Genomic DNA, 22,139 nt, shown 5'->3' with positions numbered 1-22,139 from the left:
TCAGGCCACCGCCTGCTCGACGCCCTTGCGCAGCGCGCCGACCGCTGCGGTGATGCCCGCCGGGTTCGAGCCGCCGCCCTGGGCCATGTCCGGCTTGCCGCCCCCGCGGCCGCCGACCTGCTCGGCGAAGGACGGCACCAGCTTGCCCGCCGCGAGGCCGGAGTCGCGGGCGGCCTCGTTGGTGCCCACCACGAAGCTGACCTTGCCCTCGTCGGCCGAGAACAGCGCGACCACCGCCGGGCGCGAGCCCAGGCGGCCGCGCACCTCGCCGGCCAGGGCGCGCAGCGAGCCGCCGTCGACCCCGTCCGGGACCTGCTCGGCGACCACGGTCACGCCGTGCACGTCGGTGGCCTTGTCGGCCAGCTCGCCCGCGGAGTTGAGCACCTGCGCGGTGCGCAGCTGGGCCAGCTCCTTCTCGGCGTTGCGCAGCCGGGCGACCACGCCCTGGATGCGGTCGGGCAGGTCGTCGGCGGGCACCTTGAACTGCTCGGCGAGCTGGTTGACCAGCATGTGCTCCTTGCTGATGTGCCGCATGGCGTCCATGCCCACCAGCGCCTCGACGCGGTGCACGCCGGTGCCCACCGAGGAGTCCGAGACCAGCTTGACCACGCCGAGCTTGCCGATGCGCGGCACGTGCGTGCCGCCGCACAGCTCGCGGGAGTAGTCGCCCATGTCGACCACCCGGACCTGGTCGCCGTACTTCTCGCCGAACAGCGCCATCGCGCCGAGCTCCATGGCCCGGTCCATCGTGGTGGTGTAGGCGTCGACCTCGACGTCGGTCTGCAGGTAGTCGTTGACCTCCTCCTCGACCCCGGCGAGCACGTCGGCGTCCACGGCCGAGGGAGCGGTGAAGTCGAAGCGCATCCGGCCCGGCGAGTTCAGCGAGCCCGCCTGCGCGGCGCGCTTGCCGTAGGCGCTGCGCACCGCGGCGTGCACGAGGTGCGTCGCGGAGTGCGAGCGCTCGATGGACTCGCGGCGGTTGCGGTCCACGGCGGTCTCCAGCGTGGTGTCCACGCCCAGCTCGCCCTCCAGGACCTTGCCCTTGTGCACGAACAGGCCCGGAACCGCGCGCTGCACGTCGTTGACCTCGACCGACACGCCGGGGCCGACCAGCTTGCCGGTGTCGGCGATCTGTCCACCGCCCTCGGCGTAGAACGGGGTGCGGTCGAGCACCAGCTCGACCTCGGTCCCGGCCGCGGCGCGGGTCGCGGGCTGGCCGCCGACCAGCAGGCCCAGCACCCGGCTGTGCGACTGCAGGTCGGTGTAGCCGATGAACTCGGTGGTGCCGTGCTGGTCGAGCAGCGTGCGGTAGGTCGACAGGTCGCCGTGCCCGGTCTTGCGGGACTTGGCGTCCTCCTTGGCCCGGCGGCGCTGCTCGGACATCAGGTCCCGGAAGCCCTGCTCGTCGACCGACAGCCCCTGCTCGGCGGCCATCTCGAGGGTCAGGTCGATCGGGAAGCCGTAGGTGTCGTGCAGCTGGAAGGCCTTGTCCCCGGCCAGCGTCTCGCCACCGGTCTTCTTGGTCTCGGCCACCGCGACGTCGAAGATCTTCGAACCGGCGGTCAGCGTGGCGAGGAAGGCCTCCTCCTCGTTGCGCATGACCGACTCGATGCGGTCGAACTCGCCGACCAGCTCCGGGTAGGTCGGCGCCATCGCGTCGCGCACCACGCGGGCGAACTCGGCCAGCACCGGCTGCTGCACGCCCAGCAGGCGCACCGAGCGCACGATGCGGCGCAGCAGGCGGCGCAGCACGTAGCCGCGCGCCTCGTTGCCCGGGGTCACGCCGTCGCCGACGAGCAGCACGCCGGAGCGGGCGTGGTCGGCGATGACGCGGAAGCGCACGTCGTCTTCCTCGTTGTCGCCGTAGCGACGGCCGGAGAGCTCCTCGGCCTTGGCGATCACCGGGCGGACCAGGTCGGTCTCGTAGACGTTCTCCACGCCCTGCAGCAGGCAGGCCACGCGCTCGACGCCCATGCCGGTGTCGATGTTCTTGGTGGGCAGCTCACCGATCGGCGGGTGGCCCTCCTTGGGCGCCAGCTCGCCCCTGATGTCCTGCATGAACACCAGGTTCCAGATCTCGATGTAGCGGTCCTCGTCGACGACCGGGCCGCCCTCGGCGCCGTAGGCCGGGCCGCGGTCGTAGTAGATCTCCGAGCAGGGACCGCCGGGGCCAGGCACGCCCATGTCCCAGTAGTTGTCCTCCGGCCCGCGGGTCTGGATCCGCTCGGCGGGGATCCCGGTGACCTTCTGCCACAGCGCCGCGGCCTCTTCGTCCTTCTCGAAGACGGTGACCCACAGCCGGTCCGGGTCGAAGCCGAAGCCGCCGTCGTCCTGGGAGTTGGTCAGCAGCTCCCAGGCGTTGGCCATGGCGCCTTCTTTGAAGTAGTCGCCGAAGGAGAAGTTGCCGGCCATCTGGAAGAAGGTGTTGTGCCGGGTGGTCTTGCCGACCTCGTCGATGTCCCCGGTGCGCACGCACTTCTGGATGCTGGTCGCGCGCGGGTACGGGGCCGGGGCCTCGCCGAGGAAGTAGGGCTTGAACTGGACCATGCCCGCGTTGACGAACAGCAGGGTCGGGTCGTCGAGGATCAGCGAGGCGCTGGGCACGACGGTGTGACCGCGGCCGCGGAAGTGCTCGGTGAACCGGCGGATGATCTCGTGGGTCTGCACTGGGAGTCCTTGGGAATTGCGTTGTCAGCGGTCGGACGGCACGGCGGCGGACCTGCCGGAGGGCGCGTGGAGCGCCCGCGTCAGCGGCCCGCCCGGCGAGCTCGCCGTGCTTCGGAGTCGGCCTCCGCGTCGAACCGGCGGACCTGCACCGCGTCCGGGTTGCGGACCACGTCCTGCAGTTCGCCTTCCCGCTCCTGCATTCCGGCGCGCACCTCGGCGCCGAACGAACCGACGGCGCCGGCCAGCTCCCGGACCGCTCCGCCGACCTGCTCTGCCATGCCGGTCGGGGTCGCCTTCTTCGTGGTCTCGTTGACCTTGCGGGTCAACGCTACCCCTGCCGCGACCCCGGCGCCGAACCAGAACATGCGCTTCACTGGCGCACCCCTTTGTTCTTGCGGCGGAAGTGCCGCCCCTTGGGCTCCTGCTTCCGCTTGCGTCGGGCCTTGAGCGCCTTGCTCACCCCGTAGGAAAACGCTGCGGTCTTCACCAGCGGGCCACCCAGTGTAGCTGTGAACAGCGAGGACAACGCCGAGACGTTGCCGCTGATGGTCTTGGCGTTGGCGGTGATGCCGTCGACGCGCTCCAGCTGGGTGTTGACGTGCGTGATCGTGGAGTTCGCGCCGGTGAAGATCGGGTCGGTGTTCTCCTGCGCCTTGCGGATCGCGTTGGTCGTCTCGTCCAGCGTCCGGCCGAGCTTGATCAACGGGACCGCCAGCAGCACGACCAGCAGCACGAACGCTCCGGCGATGATCAGCGCGGCGATCTGCGTGGGCGTCACGTGCCCTCCCGAATGTCCACGTCATTTCCGTTCAGGCCGAGCCGCTCGCTCGCCTGTTGATCGAGCGCCAGGTTACCCGTGCGGGGCACGGCGGCACGCACCCGGTCCGGAGGGCGAACGGCGACGTCGTGCTCCTGGTCACCGCGGGTGGAACCCGCCTTCCAGGAGGTATCGATCAGGTGAAGCTCAAGATCACTTCTCGACCGCGGTGAGCGCCGGGTGACCGCCGAGCACGGCGGCGACGTTGCGCGCGGCCAGCTCGGCCATCGCGGTGCGGGTCTCGGTGGTCGCCGACCCAAGGTGCGGGGCCATCGCGACGTTGTCCAGCTCCAGCAGCGCCGGCTCGACCTCGGGCTCGTTCTCGAAGACGTCCAGCGCCGCGCCCGCGATCACGCCCTCGCGCAGCGCCGCGGCCAGCGCCCTCTCGTCGACGACCGGGCCGCGGCTGGTGTTGACCAGCACCGCGGTGGACTTCATCGAGCGCAGCGCGTCCTCGTCGATGAGGTGGCGGGTCCGCTCGGTCAGCGGGCAGTGCAGCGACACGACGTCGGCGGTGCGCAGCAGCTCCTCCTGGGACAGGAACTGCGCGTCGAGCTCGGCCTCCACCTCGGCCGGGGCCTGGCGGCGCCCGGAGTAGGCGATGCGCATGCCGAAGGCCCGCGCGCGCCGGGCCAGCGCGCGACCGATGCCGCCCAGGCCGATGATCCCCAGCGTCTTGCCCTGCAGGCCGGTGCCCAGCATGAACCCGAGGTGGAAGTTCCACGGCGTGCGGGAGCGCAGCAGCCGCTCGCCCTCGCCGAGCCTGCGTGTGACCACCAGCAGCAGCCCGAAGGCCAGGTCGGCGGTGGCCTCGGTGAGCACCCCTGGCGTGTTGGTGACGGTGACGCCCCGCGAGGTCACCGCGGGCACGTCGACGTTGTCGTAGCCGACGGCCACGTTGGCCACCACTTCCAGCTGCGGGCCCGCGGCGTCGACCAACTCCGCGTCGATCCGGTCGTGCAGCATCGCCACCACGCCGTGCGCGCCGCGCACCGCCTCGTGCAGCTCCTCGCGGGTCAGCGGCCGGTCCTGGGTGCGCACCTCGACCTCGGCCACCTCGCGCAGCACCGCGACAGCGGCCTCCGGCACGGCCCTGGTGACCACAACCCGCTTGCCCACGACAACCTCCGATCTCGAATGAACTCGGCGCAACCTACCGCCCCGAACGGGGCGATCAGTCCTCGCCGCGCGTGATGTTGCGCAGCTTCGGGACGCGCTCGTGCAGGGCGCGCTCGGCGCCCCGGGGAGTCGGCTCGTAGTAGTCCCGCCCGACCAGCGAGTCCGGCGGGTACTGCTGGGTCAGCACGCCCTCCGGGCGGTCGTGCGGGTACAGGTAGCCCTTGGCGTTGCCGAGCTTCTGCGCACCCGAGTAGTGCCCGTCGCGCAGGTGCGGCGGCACGGGCCCGCCCCGACCGGCCCGCACGTCGCCCATCGCCGCGTCGATGGCGGTGTTGACCGCGTTGGACTTCGGCGCGGTGGCCAGGTGGATGGTCGCCTGGGCCAGCGCGAGACGCCCCTCGGGCATGCCGATGAGCTGCACGGCGTTCGCGGCGGCCACCGCCGCCTGCAGCGCGGTGGGATCGGCCATGCCGACGTCCTCGCTGGCGTGCACGACCAGGCGGCGGGCGATGAACCGCGGGTCCTCCCCGGCCTCGACCATCCGCGCCAGGTAGTGCAGCGCGGCGTCGACGTCGGAGCCGCGGATGGACTTGATGAACGCGCTGGCCACGTCGTAGTGCTGGTCGCCGCCCTTGTCGTAGAGCACGGCCGCGCGGTCCACGGTGGCCTCGACGGTGGCCAGCTCGATGACCTCGCCGCCGGTCGAGGCGGCCGACTCGGCGGCGGCCTCCAGCGCGGTCAGCGCGCGGCGGGCATCGCCCTCGGCCAGCGCGACGAGGTGGTCCTCGGCGTCCTCCGACAGGCGCACCGCGCCGCCCAGGCCGCGCTCCTCGTCGATCGCCCGGCGCAGCAGCCCGCGGATGTCGTCGTCGTCGAGGCTGCGCAGCTGCAGCACCAGCGAGCGGGACAGCAGCGGGGCCACCACCGAGAAGTACGGGTTCTCCGTGGTCGCGGCCACCAGCAGCACGGTGCGGTCCTCGACCGCGCCCAGCAGCGCGTCCTGCTGGGTCTTGGAGAACCGGTGCACCTCGTCGATGAACAGCACGGTGGCCTCGCCGCTGCGGCCGAGCCGCTTGCGCGCCTCGTCGATGACCCCGCGCACCTCCTTGACGCCGGAGGACAGCGCGGACAGCGCGGCGAACCGGCGCCCGGTGGCCTGCGAGACCAGGTTGGCCAACGTCGTCTTGCCGGTCCCCGGCGGCCCGTAGAGCAGCACCGAAGCCGGCGCCGCGCCCTCGACCAGCCGCCGCAGCGGCGCGCCCGCGGCGAGCAGGTGCTGCTGCCCGACGACCTCGTCCAACGAGCGCGGTCGCATCCGAACCGCCAGCGGCGCGTTCTCGGCCAGCTTCTCCCCGGCCCGCTGCTCGGTCTCGGCGCCGAACAACCCCTCGTCGAACAACCCATCGCTCACACCACGACGCTACCGCCCGCCCCGGACACCCCCACCCACCCGCTCCCGCCCCGACCGCCGAATTCCCTCGTTTTCGACCAGGCGAATTCGAGGGTTCTTGACCGTGGCGGGGTGGGGTCGCGCGCGACGAGCCCCGGCTCCGCGGAGAAGCCGGGGCTCGGTCGGGGCGATCTCGCAGGTGGTGTCAGCCCGCCTTGGCGGGCATGGCCACCTCGACGGTGCCGTTGTTCTTGCGGTGCTCGGCGATCCAGTTCTCGACCGCCTGGTGGCAGGCCCGGTCCAGGTGGCGGACCGTGCTCAGGTCGAGGTGGACGTGCTTGTTGCTGGGCAGGTTCTCCAGGTGCTCCAGCAACCGCGGGAGCCGCAGGAAGGTGGCGTTGCCGCCCAGCTCCACGTGGACGTGCTCGTCGGCGTGCTCGGCGCGCACGTGCAGGCGGGAGACCTCGACGGCGGTCTTGACCACCGCGACGGCCAGGCCCGCCAGGGTGCCGACGAGCAGGTCGGTGCCCAGGATCATCACCGCGGTGAAGGCCACGATCGCGGCCTCCGAGCGGTTCTCCCTGGCCAGCTGGACCAACGACTTGAGCTCCAGCAGCTTCCAGCCCGCCTGCAGCAGCAGCGCGGCCAGCACGGCCAGCGGGATGAACCCGAGCACGCCGGGCAGGGCGACCACGAACAGCAGCAGCCACACGCCGTGCAGCACGCGGGAGGCCTTCGTCTTGGCCCCGGCCTGCACGTTGGTCGCGCTGCGCACGATGACCGCGGTCATCGGCAGGGCGCCGAAGACACCGCAGATCGAGTTGCCCGCGCCCTGGGCGACGAGCTCCTTGTTGAACTGCGTCTTCGGGCTGTCGTGCATCCGGTCGACGGCCGCGGCGCTGAACAGGCTCTCCGCGGAGGCGATCAGCGCGAAGGTGATCATCGAGCCGATCACCGCCAGGTTGATCTCGCCGAAGGCGGCGACGGTCGGGATGTTGATGGCCCCCAGCAGGGAGCCGACCTCGACCTTCTCGACCGGCAGGTCGAACGCGAAGGCCGCGGCGCTGGTGACCACGACCGCGATCAGCGCGCCGGGCACCAGGTTCACCGGCGCGGGGACGAACTTCTTCCAGCCGACCATGATCAGCAGGGCGACCGCGGCCAGCGCCAGACCGCTCTGCCCGGCCGGGGTGGTGACCAGCGAGGTCGCCAGCTCACCGAGCCCCGTGAACTTCGCCGCGGTGGTGTCCGGCTGTTCGAGGCCGCCGACCGGGTAGATCTGGCCGAGGATGATCACCAGCCCGATGCCGGCGAGCATGCCCTGCACCACCGCGGGCGAGATCGCCCGGAACCAGGTGCCCAGCTTGGCCAGCCCGAGCAGGATCTGCAGCACACCGGCGCCGAGCACGATCACGCCCAGCATGGCCAGCCCGTGCGCGTGCACCGCGGAGGCCACCAGCACGGTCAGCCCGGCCGCGGGGCCGGAGACCTGGATGGAGCTGCCGGGCATCAGCCCGACCACCAGGCCGCCGATGATGCCGGTGAGGATGCCCAGCTCCACCGGCACGCCGGAGGCCGCGGCGATGCCCACGCACAGCGGGACCGCCACCAGGAACACCACCAGCGAAGCACCCAGGTCCGCGCCGAAGGTCGACGACTTGCGACCGGTCGGCGGCGCGGAGCTCTCTTCGAGTTGGGAAGTCACAACGCCTCCAAAGGCAACAGGTACGTGCGGAACGGGTCTTGCGCCGGGCGCACCGCCGTCGGGGCGCCCGGCGTGCGAACTCGCTCGGCCGCGTTACAGCGGAAGGAAGTCCGGGTCGTCGTCGGCTTCCGGGCAGGCGTAGACGAGGCCGGTGTCGATCTCGTAGAACCAGCCGTGCAGGCGCAGCTCGCCGGCCTCGATCCGGTCGCGGATGAACGGGTAGCCGCGCAGCGCGTCCAGCTGCGCGCGCAGGTGCCGCTTGCTCTCGGCGCGAACGGCCTCGGTGGGTTCGGCCCTGGTCATCCCGTCGGTGCCCAGCCAGCTCCGCAGCGCGGGAAGCTCGTCGAGGCCGTCACCGGCGATGGTCAGCGCGGTGACCGCACCGCAGTGCGAGTGCCCGCACACCACGATCTCCGGGACCCGTAGCTGCAGGACCGCGTACTCGATCGTGGCCATTTCGCTGGAACCCGAGTCGGGCGCGTATTCCGGGACGACGTTCCCGGCAGTTCGCAGCTCGAACAGCGTGCCCGGTTCCGCCCCGGTGATCTGGGACGGAATCACTCGCGAATCTGAACATCCGATGAACAACGCGCTGGGCTGCTGGCCCGCGGCCAACTCCTCGCGCTGCTCGGCGGAAAGCGTGCTGGGGTGACGACGTGCGTGCTGCACGAAGTTCTCGAAGCTCATTGTTAAATTTCTCCGGGTCGTCATGTCGGCTCGGCGAACTGGCGATCGAGCCGAATTAATGTCGAACGACCTGCAACGCCGCCGGAGAATGTCTGAGCCGAAGATGTTCGTGGTAGGTATCGCTCCCGGAATTCGGGAACCAGGTGCGCTGCGCTTCTCGGGATTCCTCCCAGCCCCGCAGGAATGCGGGCACCGGCCTGCGATCGTCGCTGTGCCGCGCCTGGTGCCGCCGGTTGAGCGTCGCGGACTTGGGCAGCCGATCGCGCAGCTTCTCGCTGTCCCGCTGCTCCTTGGGGTCGGGCTTGTGCTCGTGGGTGGCAACACCCACGTTCGGGCTCGCCACGGCTGCATCGACGGGACCGAGGGCGGCCAGCACGACCACGAAGAGCAGGAACAACCCCGCCCTCGTAATCCGCCAGACCTTGCCACGCACGGGTGCCTCCGAAGAATTGAGCAGCCTCATCCCCCGATCCGGCGACATCGGCGGTTGCGGGGGGAACAAGCGGAACGCTTGAGTCCAAGAATACCCGATCACCGCACCCCGGGTGCAAGTCGCAGAAACGGGCGAATCGCCTCCGATGACGAATGAGCAAACACTAATGCGATCCCCTCCACCAGCACAATTCACCCGGTAGCTGGGTAGACGGGGCCCCATTTGTTGCAGCGAGTCAGGATCGGCGGGCGCACGGGGCCGCAGGAATGTGATCGAGCTAACCTCATCGTGAACGAGAACTCGGTCCAGCACGTGAGAACTCGTAACGCGCGGGAAACTTCGGCTTCACCCGATCCGATAGTGATAGCGGTGCGAGGGAAGGAATCCCAACGACTCGTAACGACTGCGCGCCACCGGATTGTCGTCCTCGACCTGCAGGAAGATCCGCTGCGCGTCCACCGCCCAGCGCGCCCCCGCGCGGATCAGCGCCGCCGCGACCCCGCGCCGGCGCCAGTCGGGGCTGGTGCGCATCCCGTAGACCGCGCACCAGCCCGCCGAGACGGCGAACATGCCGACGCCGACCGGGTTTCCGCCGCGCGCGGCGACCGCGAAGCCCACCGGGAGCGGCATCCGCTCCAGCGCGGGTTCCGGCTTGCCGCCGCACGCGACCACCGCCGCCAGCCAGCGCGGGTGCGGGGAGTCGTCGACGACCACGTCGAAATCGGGCGCCTCGACGTCGGTCAGCGCGGCGCGCTCGGCGCGCATGCAGGTCACCGGAGCGTCGATCCGGTAGCCGCGATCGGCCAGCGCGGCGTCCAGGTCCCCGCACCGCTCCAGCGGGCTGACCTGGATCCGCGGTGCGGCACCGCGTTCGGCGTAGAAGCGCTCCGCGGTCTCGATCGGCGCACCGGGATCCAGCGGCACCGCGGAGTTCGAGCGGCGGCGCGGCAGCCGTTCGCAGTGCCGCAGCAGCCAGCCGTCGCGGCGTTCGACCTCGCTGGCCGGCCAGGTGGCCAGCGAGGCGCGCTCGATCTCGAAGACCAGGTCCAACCGGTCACTGCTCCGCGCGGAACGCGGGATAGGGCTGCAGGTGCAGCGCCCCGGCGCCGAACCGGTCCACCAGCGCGTCGATCATCTGATCGGCGAACTCGGCGACCTCGGCGATGTCGGCGGCGCGCGCGTCCGAGCGCAGGTGGCGCCAGCGGTCGACCAGCGCGGTGCTGCGCCGCGGCGAGGGCATGTGCAGGTCGATCGGCCGGTCGTTCTCGCCCTCGCGGGGCAGGTACCACCAGGTCGACACCCACACCCACAGCAGCTGGGCGTTGAACAGCCGGGGCAGCAGCACCTCGTCGTCGTCGAGCTCCGGGAACACCTCGGCGATCTCGGAGCGCCAGGTCGACAGCATGCTCTGCGCCAGGTTCTCCGGCAGCGCGTAGGAGCACCACGACGAGGGGAACGGGTACTGCAGGTAGGCCGCGTCCATCGCGACGTCCCGCACGCATCCCCACTCGAAGTCCAGGAACCGGACCCCGCTGGAGCCGGTGACCAGGCTGTTCTCCGGGCAGATGTCCGACGGGCTGAAGGCCTGGTAGCGGCTGCCGCCGAGCTGCTCGGACGCCGCGGTGAGCCGTTCGGCCATCTCCGGGGAGGTCCGCACGTCGAGCAGCTGGTCGATCAGCTCGGGGAGCTCGGCCACCGCCGAACCGATGTCGTCGCCGACCGGGTCGGTCCAGGACTTCGCGCCCAGGCGGCGCATCAGCGCGTCGAAGTCGGCGCTGCAGCCCGCCGTGGTGCTGTGCAGCCTGCCCAGCGCGCGGGCCCAGGCCAGCAGGGCGCGCTCGGCGGCCCGCGGGTCCTCGCCGAAGAGCACGTCGGCCAGCGTCGAACCGCGACCGAGGTCCTCCAGGACCAGCAGGCGCTCGTTGGTGTCGTGAGCGATGAGTTCGGGGCTCACCCGGGCTTCGGGCGGCAGCGCGGTGGTCAGCTGGCAGCTGGCCGCCTCGTGCGCGAACGGGTCGGAGCGGGCTTCCGGCGGGCACTCCCCGTAGTGCTTGACCACGACGGTCCGGGGCAGCTCGAACGGCGATTCGGCGATCCGCACCCGCAGCACGACCGAGCGGTCGCTACCGCCCAGGTCTTCCACGTCGGCGAGCCGCACCGGAGCGCCGGTCCGCTTGCTCAGCACCGCCTCCGCGGTGGCGACCGTGTCGGTCGCCTCGGTGCTGGCCGGAACCCGGACCTCCGGAGGGCCGGTGGTGATCTCCACGCTCATCGTCTCCAGACACTACCCCCACAACATGAACTCCAAGGGCCATGACCGGTCAAGTGACACTCGGCCGGACAACGGCATATGCGCAGCGTGTTAAGCCCGAAGTCCCCCGATCGGGTCCGCCCGCGACCGCGCACGCGGCCCCCACAGACGTTGACGGAGCCGGGCTGCGGGCGAGTTGCACCCGGACGACGATTGGGCAACCGGTCGTTGCCCAATCAACGGCTCCGGACGCGCCGGAGCCGGCCCGGCTGCGCGACCCGGGCCGGCTCCGCTCACGATCAGCCCTGCTCGTCAGCCTTCTTCTCGCCGGACTCGCCCTTCTTCGCCCCCGGCTTGGCGTCGATGCCCGCCTCCTTGCGCTGCTCGGCGGTGATCGGCGAAGGCGCGCTGGTCAGCGGGTCGAAACCGCCGCCGCTCTTCGGGAAGGCGATGACGTCGCGCAGCGAGTCCGCCCCGGCCAGCAGCATGCAGATCCGGTCCCAGCCGAAGGCGATGCCGCCGTGCGGCGGCGGGCCGTACTTGAACGCCTCCAGCAGGAAGCCGAACTTGTCCTGCGCCTCCTCCCCGGAGATGCCCAGCAGCTCGAACACCCGCTGCTGCACGTCCGAGCGGTGAATACGGATCGAGCCGCCGCCGATCTCGTTGCCGTTGCAGACGATGTCGTAGGCCCAGGCCAGCGCGTTCTGCGGATCGTCGTCGAAGTTGTCGATCCAGTCCGCGTTCGGCGAGGTGAACGGGTGGTGCACCGCGGTCCACTGGCTGGCGCCAACCGCGACGTCGCCCGCTTCCATCTCCGCGACCGGCTCGAACATCGGTGCGTCCACGATCCACACGAACGACCAGGCGTCGTGGTCGATCAGGCCGCACAGCTCGCCGATCTCCAGCCGCGCCGCACCCAGCAGGGAGCGCGCCGCGGAGCGCTGACCGGCGCCGAAGAACACGCAGTCGCCGGGATTGGCGCCGACGGCCTTGGCCAGGCCCTCGCGCTCGGTCTCGGAGAGGTTCTTGGCCACCGGGCCGGACAGGTCGCCGTCCTCGCCGACGAGCACGTAGGCCAGCCCCTTGGCGCCGCGCTGCTTGGCCCACTCCTGCCAGGCGTCGAGCTGGCGCCGCGGCTGGTCGGCCCCGCCGGGCATGACCACCGCGCCCACGTAGGGCGCCTGGAACACGCGGAACGGCGTGTCCTCGAAGTACTCGGTCATCTCGGTGAGCTCGACGCCGAAGCGCAGGTCCGGCTTGTCGGTGCCGTAGCGCGCCATCGCCTCGTGGTAGGTCATCCGCGGGATGGGGCGCGGGATCTCGTGGTCGATCAGCTTCCACAGCCCGGCGAGGATCTCCTCGCTGAGCTGCAGGACGTCCTCCTGGTCGACGAAGCTCATCTCCACGTCGAGCTGGGTGAACTCCGGCTGCCGGTCGGCGCGGAAGTCCTCGTCGCGGTAGCAGCGGGCGATCTGGAAGTAGCGCTCCATGCCGCCGACCATCAGCAGCTGCTTGAACAGCTGCGGCGACTGCGGCAGCGCGTACCAGCTGCCCGGCTGCAGCCGCGCCGGGATCAGGAAGTCGCGCGCGCCCTCCGGGGTCGAGCGAGTCATCGTCGGGGTCTCGACCTCGACGAACTCGTGGCCGTGCAGGACCTCGCGGGCCACCCGGTTGACCTCGCTGCGCAGCCGCATGATCCGCGCGGGCTCGCCGCGGCGCAGGTCCAGGTAGCGGTGCTTAAGGCGGACCTCCTCGCCGACCTCCAGGTGCTCGTCGAGCGGGAAGGGCAGCGGCGCGGCCTCCGAGAGCACCTCCAGGTCGGTGGCGGTGATCTCGATCGAACCGGTGGGGATCTCCGGGTTCTCGTTGCCCTCCGGCCGGATGACGACCTCGCCGGTGACCTTGACGCAGAACTCGGCGCGCAGCCGGTGGGCGCGCTCGGCCATCTCGCCTTCGCGGAACACGACCTGGGAGACGCCCGAAGCGTCGCGCAGATCGATGAAGATGACCCCGCCGTGATCGCGACGGCGCGCCACCCACCCGCTGAGGGTGACGGTCTGCCCGGCATGACCGGCGCGGAGCGATCCGGCCTCGTGCGTGCGCATCACGGGTACTGAGCTCCTTCTTCCGCTGTTCGAGCGCTCGGTGTTGCTTCGGTGCGTCCCGGCCGCCCGGCCGCCGCGCGGGCGTGAGCAGCGCGGACGCAAGACTTCAAGGCTAGCGGGCGACGCGGGGGCGGCCGCGCGCAGGGCCGGGCGGAAGGCTCCCACGGGCCGGGCGGGTGCCGCGAACCCTTTCCCGGGAGGGCACGAAGTGCCAGACTGGGCCAACCAATTTTCGCGCCAGTGATCCGCAATTCACCGCTATCGCGACACCGACGCCGAGGATCGGTGAACCCCCGTCGGTACCCGCATGCGTGTTGGAGAGCGGAAAGGCAACGGCAGAAGGCCGGTCTACTCCTAAAGTACGAGACCGGAACCGGAACTCGGTCGTTGCACAACAGTGATCCACTGATTAGCGTAAGTTCGGAATTCGCCGGACACGAGGAGTAACGATGACCGGCCCGAAAACCGAGGCCCGACCGACCGCCCACCCGGCCGTCCGCGGCCCGCAGCAGCAGCCCTCCAACGGCGTCTCCCCGGAGCTCGCCGAGCTCCTGCGCACCGGCCCGTTCGAAGCCGCGCTGCGGTTCGCGATCCGGGCCAGCCGCCTCAGCCTGGAGCGCATCCAGCACCGGCTGCGCGCAAGGGGCACCCCGGTCAGCATCACCGCCTTGAGCTACTGGCAGTCCGGCAGGCGCCGCCCCGAGCGCCCCGACTCGCTGCTGGCGCTGCAGCAGCTCGAACAGGTCCTGGGAGTGCCGGAGAGCTCGTTATCCGCGCTGCTGGGCCCGCCGCGGCCGCGCGGGCGCACCCGCCAGGCCAGCTCCGAGGCGCCGCCGCTGAGCGCGCTGTGGTCCGAGCACGAGTCGGCCGCGGAACTGCTGACCAAGATCGACACCAACCACGACTCCAAGCTCACCCGCCTGTCGCACCACGACGTGGTCCACGTCGACCAGCGCGGCGACCTGCGCAAGATCCGCACCCGCAAGCTGGTGCGCGCCGAGACCAACAACGTGGACCGCTGGGTGATCATGTTCGACGGCGCGTCCTCGGTGACCACGCCGCCGATCATCCGGCCGATCCGGTCCTGCCGGCTGGGCCAGGTGCTCACCGACCACGCGCGCGACCTGGTGGTCGCCGAGCTGCTGTTCGACCGCGCGCTGGCGCGCGGGGAAACGCTGCTGCTGGAGTACGAGATCATCGACCCGCCGACCGGACCCAACGAGCAGGAGCACAGCTTCTGCAGGCTGTTCCGGCTGCCGGTGCGGCAGTACGTCGTGGAGCTGCAGTTCGACCCGGCCCACCCGCCGACCTGCGCGGAGAGCTACGTGGGCGACTCGGCGATGCAGGAGTCCGAGGCCCCCAAGCAGCTGGCGGTGGACCGCTTCGGCCGCGCGCACGCGGTCGCGCTGGACTTCGGCATGGGCGTGTTCGGCGTCCGCTGGCAGCCCGAGGCCGAGAACGCGGAATCCGATCCGCCCGAATGAGCTTCGCGCCCGAACGGTTGCCTACGAACAGTAATGCTCATGGCCCGTTCGGGCGGCGCTCGAGCTCGATTTCGTTCAATCTCGAATAAACTCGCGCTCCTACCAACGGCGGAACAGAAGAGAGCGCTCCCGAACTCCGCTGCTTGCCGCACGGAAAACGATTGTTCCTTTCGAGTTCGGGTTGCGCACGAACGTTCGCAACGCGCCGAGTCGGCGTGCTTCCTCGCGGTCCGCGGGCGGCCGCACCGGCGCGGCTGCACCGTCCGCACCCCCTCCTGGGCGGCGGCTGTCACTCGGTGCCGCTGTCCAGCCGGTTGCGGTTATATGCCGCTCTGGTTATATTCCTGACATGGCAACTGCGTTCGAGGTGCTGGCCGAGCCTCGGCGGCGGGAGATCCTCGACCTGCTGCGCGGCCGCGAACGCCTCGTGGGCGAGCTGGGCGAGCAGCTGGCGCTCTCCCAACCGGCTGTTTCCAAGCACTTGAAGGTGCTCCGCGACGCCGGGCTGGTCGCCGTTCGCCAGGACGCGCAGCGCCGCTGGTACCGCCTGCGGCCGGAACCGCTGGCGGAGGTCGATTCCTGGCTCGCGCCCTACCGCGAGCTCTGGGCGAGGAGCCTCGACGACCTCGAGCGGCACTTGGACGCCATGCCGGATCAGCCCGACGAGGGGACGAAACCATGACCGACGCCCTGAGCCCAGCCGGAGACCGGTGGCAGCTACGCTTCGAACGACGGCTGGCGCATCCGCCGGAGAAGGTGTGGCGCGCGATCACCGAGGCGCAGCACCTGAACCGCTGGTACCCGTTCACGGCAGCCGCGATCGATCTGCGCGTCGGCGGCCGCATCCTGTTCCGCGACGAGGAGGGCACCGAGCTGCACGCCGAGATCACCGAGCTCGTGCCGCCGAAGGCCTTCGCCTTCACCGAGCACGACGAGGAAACCGGCGTCCACGAGCTGCGGCTCGAACTGGAACCCGACGCCGAGGGCTGCCGGTTGATCTTCACGCACACGTTCGCCGACGACACCTGGGCAGCCCAGACCGAAACCGGTTGGCAGCACTGCCTCGACGCGCTCACCCGAGCCGTGGAGCAGGTCGGCTGAACGTCGGGGCTCGGCAGCCCGCTCGGCCGGGAGCGCCTGCGGGTCAGGACCTGACGGCGGCGATGGCGGGCTGATCGGCTCTTCCCGATGTCGCCACGCCGCGCTCAGAGCAGGGCGAGCTGGCGCTGCTGGTCCCGGTCCGCATCCGACTGCGGGGGGTGGTGCTGCCGGAAGCTCTCCGACACGGGGCGAGCCAGCCCGTGCCGGCGCTTGGCGCGTTCCACCAGGGCGACGACCTCGCGCTGGTAGGACTTCGGCGCGTAGGCCCCGTTGCGGTACAGCCGCTGGTGCAGCGGGAGCAGGTCGGGGCGCCGGGCGCGCAGCCACTCGAAGTACCACTCGCGGGCGCCGCTGCGCAGGTGCAGCAGCAGCGGGGTGATGTTCGCGGCCCCGGCCTCGGCGATCGCGGCCACGGTGCGGTCGATCTGCTCCTCGGAGTCGCCGAGCCCGGGCAGGATCGGCGCCATCAGCACCGAGCACCCGATGCCGGCGTCGGCGAACCGGCGCACCACGTCGAGGCGGCGCAGCGGGGCGGGCGCGCCGGGTTCGACCTCGCGCCACGACCGCTCGTCGACCGACCCGATCGACACCGCCACCGACACCGGCGCCTGCCGCGCGGCGCGGGTGATCAGGTCGAGATCGCGCAGGATCAAGGTTCCCTTGGTCAGGATGGAGAACGGGTTGGCCCGCTCCCCCAGCGCGCCGATGATCTCGCGCATCAGCCGGTAGCGACCTTCGGCCCGCTGGTAGGGATCGGTGTTGGTGCCCATCGCGATCGCGTCGCCGGACCACTTCGGCGAGGCGAGCTCCTTGCGCAGCAGGGTTCCGGCGTTGACCTTCACCACGATCTTGCTGTCGAAGTCGTGCCCGGAGTCCAGGTCGAGGTAGGTGTGCGTCCGCCGCGCGAAGCAATACCGGCAGGCGTGCCCGCAGCCCCGGTACGGGTTGACCGTCCAGCCGAACGGCACCCGGGCCTCGCCGGGAACCCGGTTGATGATCGACTTCGCCTGCACCTCGATCGCGTAGGCGTCCTCGGTCCCCGCCTCGATCGGCACCGGCTCCGGCAGCTTCAAGCCCGCCCGGCCACCCCCGCGCTCGACCGGCTCTGGCAGTTCGAGCGGCAACTCCGCCACCCGCTCAACCCCGACCCGCTGCTCTTCCCAACGCATGCCCCCATTCGAACACAGTTTCGACCCCCTGTCGACCGACCTCACCCCATCGAGTCGAAGACCGCGCGGGCACGCACCCAGCACGCGCGTCCGCGGCGAGCTGCGCGTCGAGATCGCGCGAGCGCGCGCCACCCCGTTGCCGCGAACAGCTGAACCACCCGTTTATCCGCTGGACGCGCGACAGGCGGCGGCATTACCTTTCCCGTTGCCCGGCCGCGGTGCACGCCGGTCGGGTCCAAGCAACGCGCCCCCGCGCCCACCGGTTCCGCCGGCCGGCCGCGGGGGCGCTCGTTCTGGCGCCCGGGTCCGCCAACGGCGGGTGGGGCGCGCTCTCCCGGCGGCTCGACCACGGGAATCCGCACGGGCTGCTATTGACCCAGCCCAGCGGAGGAACGAATGATGTGCGTCACACCGGCCTCGTGTCGCAGCTGGCGGACGACGCACGCCTGCCAGCCCGCGGAGGCCTTGCCAGCGTCCAGGAGCGGACGGGCGAGCCCGGCAGGAGCGCCAGCCCACCGCGAGCGAGCGGGGAGGTAGCTCGTGCACCACTACGAGCACCGGCGAGACCAGGCACCGGCGGCAGCTGGCGTGCGCATCTCTCACCGCCTGTTCCGGACCACCGGCCGGGCGCGGCGCGGCTTCTCCTGACCGTCGCCCGCGTGCGCGGTGGCGACGCCGCCTCGCCCGGCCCGATGGCTACTCGACGCGCGTCTGCGCATCCGATTGCTGCTCGTCCTCCTCCGGCAGGTGGACGTCGTTGACCGCGATGTTCACCTCGACTACTTCCAATCCGGTCATGCGCTGCACCGCGTTGATGACGTTGCGGCGCACCGCCTGCGCGAGGTCCATCAGCGCCGCGCCGTGCTCCACGACGATCTCCAGGTCGACGGCCGCCTGCGCTTCGCCGACCTCCACGGCCACCCCGGAGGTCCGCGAGGAGCTCGCGCCCGGAATCCGCTCCCGGATCGCGCCGAACGCCCGCTCCACGCCCCCGCCTATGGCGTGGACCCCCGAGATCTCCTCGGTGGCGATGCGCGCGACCTGCTGCACCACGGTCGCGGCGATCGTCGTGCGCCCCTTCGGGCTTTCCGCCACCTGGGTGGTCTCGCCGCCGCGGCTGGCCGTCCCGGCCCCGCCGGCAGCGGTGGTGGACCAACCCGACTCGTTGCTCTCGGTTTCCGTGCTCCGCTTCCCCCTGGACCGCTCAGCCACCGCCACCACGTCCCCTCTCCTGCTGCTCGTCGGTTCCCGCGACCCCGTCGGAGCGCGGACGTCCCCGCTTCAGCGTTCCGGCGCCCGAACGAGCGACATGCGCGAGGTCGGCACCCCGAGAGTCCGCTGCCGGGCTCGAACCTCCGCACCGACCGGTCGGTCCTGGCGGGAGAACTCGGCTTCCCTCCCGCTGCCTCATTGGAAGTTCTTCATGGTTTCCCCGGCCCGTTGGACTCCGGCCTGCACATCGCTGAAGTCCATCGCCGGTGTGAGCTCGACGTGCGCACCGAGCTTCTCGAAGAACGGTTCCACGATCGACGGAATGTGGGAGGTCTCCTGCATGTCGAACACGAAGTACGCGGTCCGCACCCCGTCCGTCGGGCTGAAGAACGCCGCCTCGGGATTCAGCTGCTCCCGGGCCCACTGCATGACCTTCGGCAGCGTGCCGTCGCGGAACGCCTGGTTGCCCTTCTCCGTGTCGATCGAGACCTTCAAGAGCATTCTCATGACTTCCCCCCGCGGGCTGCGCCGGTCCGGTGCGCGGCGCACCGGTTACGCACCGGGCAGCACCGCCCCCACCGTGTCCAACGGCGCGTGCCCTGACCAATCGATCTGGACACGTTCGGCGGGCGATGAGTTCTCGTCGCGCGATCGGTCACACCATCTGGTGGAGCAGGCACAACAGGGAGGAGGGGCCCGATGCGGAGCTCGAGAGCGCACTGCCCCGCGATCACCGCTGGACCCGTCGGAGCGGTGGACCCGCCGTCATGCTGATCTACTCGATGAACGTCTCGGTGGACGGCTACATCGCCGACCGAGAGGGCCAGCTCGGGTGGTCGGTCCCGGGCACCGAGCAGTTCCGCTTCCACGTCGAGCAGGTGCGCCAGCTCGGCCGCTTCCTGTGCGGCCGCAGGCTCTACGAGACCATGCTCCCGTGGGAGACCGACCCCGCGTTCCGCGCCGACGAGCTCGGTGCCGCGTTCGCCGACGCGTGGAGCGCGCTCCCGAAGGTCGTCTTCAGCCGCACGCTCGACGGCGTCGAGGGCAACGCGCGGCTCGCCGGGGCCTCGGTGGCCGAGGAGGCCGCTGCGGCGCTCGAGAGCACCGACCTGGACGTCGCCGTCGGCGGGGCCGGTCTGGCCGCGGCAGCGATCGAGCTCGGCCTCGTCGACGAGCTCCGCGTGTTCCGCTGCCCGGTCGTCATCGGCGGCGGCACTCCCTTCCTGCCGCCGGTCGCCGAACACCTCCAGCTGGACCTGCTGGAGACCACGACGTTCGGGTCGCGGGTGATCTACGAGCGCTACGGCCGGGCCCGCGACGGATCGGGCCGGGGAACAACGCCCGAGTAGCGGTCCGATCCACCGCCGCGCGGTCAGCCGCCCAGCGGGACGACGTCGCGCTGGGCTTCCGGGCGGAGCTCCGGGAGGTAGGCGAGCAGCAGGCGCAGCGCGCTGATCGGGGCGCTCGCGGGGTTCGGCAGCGTCGTGTCGTGGATGACGTGGGCTCCCCGGTAGGTCGGTTCGGATTCCCGGACGTCGGTGAACCAGCGGTAGAAGTCGGCCGGAGCCAGCGGGGTTCCCGTGCGCTCGCGCGTCGTCCGGTTGAGCTCGAACAGCACCGGCTGCGGGTTGCGCAGCATCCAGCGGTACAGCTCGGAGCCCAGGTAGAGGTTGCGGTCCATGCGGCTGGGCTCGGCTCCGCGCGCCTCCGCCAGCGACACGCCGTGCTCCAGGGAGGCCTGCTCGGCGTCGGCGAACACCGGGTCGTGGGTCGCCCGGTCGGCGAGCTCGCCGCGGTGCATCCGGCGCAGGTAGTCGGCCCACGGCTCCGCGCCCGGGTTGCCGAAGTCGGGGCCCGAACCGCGCAGCGCGATCGCCACGCCGCGCTCGATGCCCTCCAGGTTCCCGGCGTCCGACCAGGAGATCCAGCTGCCGCGGGCGCCGTAGCCGCGCTCGTCGAAGAACCGCAGCAGGCCCTCGAAGTTGCGCCAGTGCCGGAAACCCGGGATGTAGTCGGCGGCGAGGCGCTCCTGCAGGGCCCGCAGGAACACCACCCGCTGCCCCATCGGGATCGCCTCCAGCTCGGCTGCCGAGCAGTCCAGCTCGGCAGCGCACTCCTCGGCGGTGCGCGCCGGACCGGCGGTCGCCGGTGCACCGGGCACGACCAGCAGCAGGACCAGCAGCGGGGCCAGCAGAACGGCGCGCATCGATCTCCCTCGGCGGAGTTGGCAAGATCGCGCCGATCCTACGGGCCGCAACGATCTCGGAATCCCCGTTCGGCCGAACCCGCGGCCAACCGCAGCAGGTGGCCGGGGCCTCCGCGGGTCGAGGGGCGGGACGCATAATTGCCCGGTGACCGAGCGCCGTCCTGAGGCAGGGCCTCCCGAACAGCCCGGTGGTCGTCGCGCTCGCCGGGAGCCGAGCGCCGGCTGGCAGCCTCCGACGGCGCCGCCGGGCGGTCAGCCCCCGCGCCCGCAACCGCCGGGCGAGCGGTCGTCCCCCAGGCGGCGGGCGGATCGGCAGCCTCCCCAGCCGTCCGAGCCGCGGCACGCGCAGCGACCCGGCGAGCCCGCACCGGCCCGGCCGCCCGAATCCGATCGGCGGCGCGAGTCCGCGCCGCCGCGCCCGGAGCGCCGCGAACCGGCGCCGTCGCGGGAAGCCGAACCGGCTCGCGCGAAGCGCCCCCGGCGGCGCGAACCCGCCGCTCCTGCGCGCGGTCACGGGCACGGCCACGGGCCCGCCGACCCGGCCCCGAAGCGGGTCAAGATCTGGCTGGCCGCGCTGCTGGTGCCCTTCGCGCTGGCCACCGCCGTCGGGATCCTGGTGCTCTACCCGTTCGGGCACACCCAGAAGACCGGTGCGGACATCGGTTTCGGGCAGGACCCGGTCAACGCCGAGGTGATCTCGGCCAAGACCTCCGGGTGCAGCGAAGGCGGTTCCGGCAGCGGCTGCGTCACCTTGCAGGTCGAGATGCAGGACGGTCCGCGACCGGGTCAGACGATCGAGCAGGTCATGCCGACCGACCCGGGGACGCCTCGGTTCGCCGTCGGTGATCAGGTGGTGCTCAGCTACTCCGGCACCAACCCGCAGGACCCGTCCTCTTTCCAGGTCGTCGACTTCCAGCGCGGCACGCCGCTGCTGGTGCTGGCGCTGGTGTTCGTCGCCGCGGTGCTCGTGCTGGCCCGCTGGCAGGGCGTGAAGGCGCTGATCGGGCTCGCGCTGAGCCTGGCGGTGCTGATCGGGTTCGTGCTGCCGGCGATCCTGGCCGGGGAGAACCCGCTGCTGGTCGCGGTGGCGGGCGCCGGCGCGACGATGTTCGCGGCCCTCTACCTCGCCCACGGGGTGTCCGCGCGCACCTCCGCGGCGGTGCTCGGCACGATGGTGAGCCTGGCGCTGATCGGCGCGCTCAGCGCGGCGTTCTCGGCGGCCACCAACCTCACCGGGCTCGACGAGGACACCTCCAGCCTGATCGGGCTGCTCGGCGTGCCCATCGACGCGCGCGGGCTGCTGCTGGCCGGGATCGTCATCGGCGCGCTGGGCGCCCTCGACGACGTCACCGTGACCCAGACCAGCGCGGTGTGGGAGCTGCGCGCGGCCAACCCGAACCTGAGCTGGCGCCAGCTCTACGGCGCCGGGCTGCGCATCGGACGCGACCACGCGTCCTCGGCGGTGAACACGCTGGTGCTGGCCTACGCGGGCGCGGCGCTGCCGATGCTGCTGGCCTACACGCTCTCCGGGCGGTCGTTCGGCGAGATCGTCAGCTCGCAGACGGTGGCGCAGGAGGTGGTGCGCACCCTGGTCGGCAGCATCGGGCTGGTCGCGGCGATCCCGGTCACCACCGCCCTGGCGGCGCTGGTGGTCACGCGGCAGCGCGCGGACTCCGAGCCGCAGGGGCCCACTCCCGGCGACGAGGTCAGCCGGGGCGCCGAGCACAGCGCCGAGGAGGCGCTCTGGTGGCGCCCGACCCAGAAGATCCAGGTCCAGCGCCCGGACTAGCGGG

General features: G+C 71.5%; 20 protein-coding genes. 5 read left to right on the top strand and 15 right to left on the bottom strand.

The features are described from left to right. From alaS to aspS, 11 genes are all read right to left on the bottom strand, one after another. A complete protein-coding gene (alaS, locus tag ACFQRI_RS20200; protein WP_380670925.1) occupies nucleotides 1–2,667 on the bottom strand; it encodes an alanine--tRNA ligase in 2,667 nt (888 codons plus the stop codon). Between the two features lie 80 nt (nucleotides 2,668–2,747). Then, a complete protein-coding gene (locus ACFQRI_RS20195; protein ID WP_380670923.1) occupies nucleotides 2,748–3,041 on the bottom strand; it encodes a hypothetical protein in 294 nt (97 codons plus the stop codon). Further along, nucleotides 3,038–3,445, bottom strand: coding sequence for a DUF948 domain-containing protein (locus ACFQRI_RS20190; RefSeq protein WP_380670922.1), 408 nt, complete (start codon nucleotides 3,443–3,445; stop codon nucleotides 3,038–3,040). The genes ACFQRI_RS20195 and ACFQRI_RS20190 overlap by 4 nt, the downstream gene beginning before the upstream one ends. A 192-nt stretch (nucleotides 3,446–3,637) precedes the next feature. Next, nucleotides 3,638–4,603 (bottom strand): 2-hydroxyacid dehydrogenase, encoded by a 966-nt coding sequence (locus tag ACFQRI_RS20185; protein WP_380670920.1) that lies wholly within the window; start codon nucleotides 4,601–4,603, stop codon nucleotides 3,638–3,640. 55 nt (nucleotides 4,604–4,658) lie between these two features. Next, the gene (locus ACFQRI_RS20180; RefSeq protein WP_380670918.1) at nucleotides 4,659–6,014 is read right to left on the bottom strand and encodes a replication-associated recombination protein A; all 1,356 of its coding nucleotides are present in this window, start codon (nucleotides 6,012–6,014) and stop codon (nucleotides 4,659–4,661) included. Nucleotides 6,015–6,198: 184 nt separating this feature from the next. Then, entirely contained in the window at nucleotides 6,199–7,698 is a 1,500-nt protein-coding gene (locus ACFQRI_RS20175) for a SulP family inorganic anion transporter (RefSeq protein ID WP_380670916.1), read from the bottom strand. 93 nt (nucleotides 7,699–7,791) lie between these two features. Continuing rightward, entirely contained in the window at nucleotides 7,792–8,385 is a 594-nt protein-coding gene (locus ACFQRI_RS20170) for a carbonic anhydrase (protein WP_380670914.1), read from the bottom strand. A 55-nt stretch (nucleotides 8,386–8,440) separates the two neighbouring features. Further along, nucleotides 8,441–8,818 (bottom strand): hypothetical protein, encoded by a 378-nt coding sequence (locus ACFQRI_RS20165; protein WP_380670912.1) that lies wholly within the window; start codon nucleotides 8,816–8,818, stop codon nucleotides 8,441–8,443. Nucleotides 8,819–9,163: 345 nt separating this feature from the next. After that, complete coding sequence (locus tag ACFQRI_RS20160) at nucleotides 9,164–9,868, bottom strand: GNAT family N-acetyltransferase (protein WP_380670910.1); 705 nt, start codon at nucleotides 9,866–9,868, stop codon at nucleotides 9,164–9,166. Nucleotides 9,869–9,872: 4 nt separating this feature from the next. Then, entirely contained in the window at nucleotides 9,873–11,090 is a 1,218-nt protein-coding gene (locus ACFQRI_RS20155; protein ID WP_380670908.1) for a phosphotransferase family protein, read from the bottom strand. Between the two features lie 278 nt (nucleotides 11,091–11,368). Beyond that, a complete protein-coding gene (gene aspS, locus ACFQRI_RS20150) occupies nucleotides 11,369–13,177 on the bottom strand; it encodes an aspartate--tRNA ligase (RefSeq protein WP_380670906.1) in 1,809 nt (602 codons plus the stop codon). Nucleotides 13,178–13,623: 446 nt separating this feature from the next. Between aspS and ACFQRI_RS20145 the strand changes: the two genes are divergently transcribed. The 3 genes from ACFQRI_RS20145 to ACFQRI_RS20135 all read left to right on the top strand — a co-directional run bounded on the left by ACFQRI_RS20145 (nucleotide 13,624) and on the right by ACFQRI_RS20135 (nucleotide 15,759). After that, nucleotides 13,624–14,658, top strand: coding sequence for a hypothetical protein (locus ACFQRI_RS20145; RefSeq protein ID WP_380670904.1), 1,035 nt, complete (start codon nucleotides 13,624–13,626; stop codon nucleotides 14,656–14,658). Nucleotides 14,659–15,007: 349 nt separating this feature from the next. Continuing rightward, nucleotides 15,008–15,340: an ArsR/SmtB family transcription factor gene (locus ACFQRI_RS20140; RefSeq protein ID WP_380670902.1), complete on the top strand. Its 333-nt coding sequence runs from the start codon at nucleotides 15,008–15,010 to the stop codon at nucleotides 15,338–15,340. Beyond that, nucleotides 15,337–15,759 carry an SRPBCC domain-containing protein gene (locus tag ACFQRI_RS20135; RefSeq protein WP_380670900.1) on the top strand — a complete coding sequence of 141 codons (423 nt, stop codon included), beginning with the start codon at nucleotides 15,337–15,339 and terminating at the stop codon, nucleotides 15,757–15,759. Before ACFQRI_RS20140 ends, ACFQRI_RS20135 begins: the two co-directional genes overlap by 4 nt. A gap of 104 nt (nucleotides 15,760–15,863) precedes the next feature. Here the strand turns inward: ACFQRI_RS20135 and ACFQRI_RS20130 are convergent, their stop codons facing one another. The 3 genes from ACFQRI_RS20130 to ACFQRI_RS20120 form a co-directional block, all read right to left on the bottom strand. Beyond that, on the bottom strand, nucleotides 15,864–16,892 hold the full coding sequence (locus ACFQRI_RS20130; RefSeq protein ID WP_380670898.1) for an Rv2578c family radical SAM protein: 1,029 nt from the start codon (nucleotides 16,890–16,892) through the stop codon (nucleotides 15,864–15,866). Nucleotides 16,893–17,624: 732 nt separating this feature from the next. Next, on the bottom strand, nucleotides 17,625–18,140 hold the full coding sequence (locus ACFQRI_RS20125) for an Asp23/Gls24 family envelope stress response protein (RefSeq protein WP_380671102.1): 516 nt from the start codon (nucleotides 18,138–18,140) through the stop codon (nucleotides 17,625–17,627). Nucleotides 18,141–18,335: 195 nt separating this feature from the next. Next, nucleotides 18,336–18,647, bottom strand: a complete 312-nt coding sequence (locus ACFQRI_RS20120; RefSeq protein ID WP_380670896.1) for a hypothetical protein — start codon at nucleotides 18,645–18,647, stop codon at nucleotides 18,336–18,338. Between the two features lie 260 nt (nucleotides 18,648–18,907). Here ACFQRI_RS20120 and ACFQRI_RS20115 point away from each other — a divergent pair, with 260 nt between their 5' ends. Next, the gene (locus tag ACFQRI_RS20115; protein WP_380670895.1) at nucleotides 18,908–19,489 is read left to right on the top strand and encodes a dihydrofolate reductase family protein; all 582 of its coding nucleotides are present in this window, start codon (nucleotides 18,908–18,910) and stop codon (nucleotides 19,487–19,489) included. 23 nt (nucleotides 19,490–19,512) lie between these two features. On the opposite strand, the gene ACFQRI_RS20110 is transcribed toward ACFQRI_RS20115, so the two are convergent. After that, the gene (locus tag ACFQRI_RS20110; RefSeq protein WP_380670893.1) at nucleotides 19,513–20,346 is read right to left on the bottom strand and encodes a hypothetical protein; all 834 of its coding nucleotides are present in this window, start codon (nucleotides 20,344–20,346) and stop codon (nucleotides 19,513–19,515) included. 145 nt (nucleotides 20,347–20,491) lie between these two features. Between ACFQRI_RS20110 and ACFQRI_RS20105 the strand changes: the two genes are divergently transcribed. Then, nucleotides 20,492–22,135, top strand: coding sequence for a YibE/F family protein (locus tag ACFQRI_RS20105; protein ID WP_380670891.1), 1,644 nt, complete (start codon nucleotides 20,492–20,494; stop codon nucleotides 22,133–22,135). The last annotated feature ends 4 nt before the right edge of the window (nucleotides 22,136–22,139 follow it).

Origin of the sequence: Saccharopolyspora griseoalba (assembly GCF_042665275.1) — a bacterium.
GTDB lineage: Bacteria > Actinomycetota > Actinomycetes > Mycobacteriales > Pseudonocardiaceae > Saccharopolyspora > Saccharopolyspora griseoalba.
The sequence above is the reverse complement of the archived record's forward strand: the minus strand, read 5'-3'. Positions and strand labels throughout refer to the sequence as shown.

Coding starts and splice junctions, on each gene's coding strand:
- ACFQRI_RS20120 (WP_380670896.1), bottom strand. CDS start 18,647: ATGAGAATGCTCTTGAAGGTCTCGATCGACACGGAGAAGGGCAACCAG.
- ACFQRI_RS20155 (WP_380670908.1), bottom strand. CDS start 11,090: ATGAGCGTGGAGATCACCACCGGCCCTCCGGAGGTCCGGGTTCCGGCC.
- ACFQRI_RS20145 (WP_380670904.1), top strand. CDS start 13,624: ATGACCGGCCCGAAAACCGAGGCCCGACCGACCGCCCACCCGGCCGTC.
- ACFQRI_RS20115 (WP_380670895.1), top strand. CDS start 18,908: ATGCTGATCTACTCGATGAACGTCTCGGTGGACGGCTACATCGCCGAC.
- ACFQRI_RS20170 (WP_380670914.1), bottom strand. CDS start 8,385: ATGAGCTTCGAGAACTTCGTGCAGCACGCACGTCGTCACCCCAGCACG.
- ACFQRI_RS20140 (WP_380670902.1), top strand. CDS start 15,008: ATGGCAACTGCGTTCGAGGTGCTGGCCGAGCCTCGGCGGCGGGAGATC.
- ACFQRI_RS20110 (WP_380670893.1), bottom strand. CDS start 20,346: ATGCGCGCCGTTCTGCTGGCCCCGCTGCTGGTCCTGCTGCTGGTCGTG.
- ACFQRI_RS20135 (WP_380670900.1), top strand. CDS start 15,337: ATGACCGACGCCCTGAGCCCAGCCGGAGACCGGTGGCAGCTACGCTTC.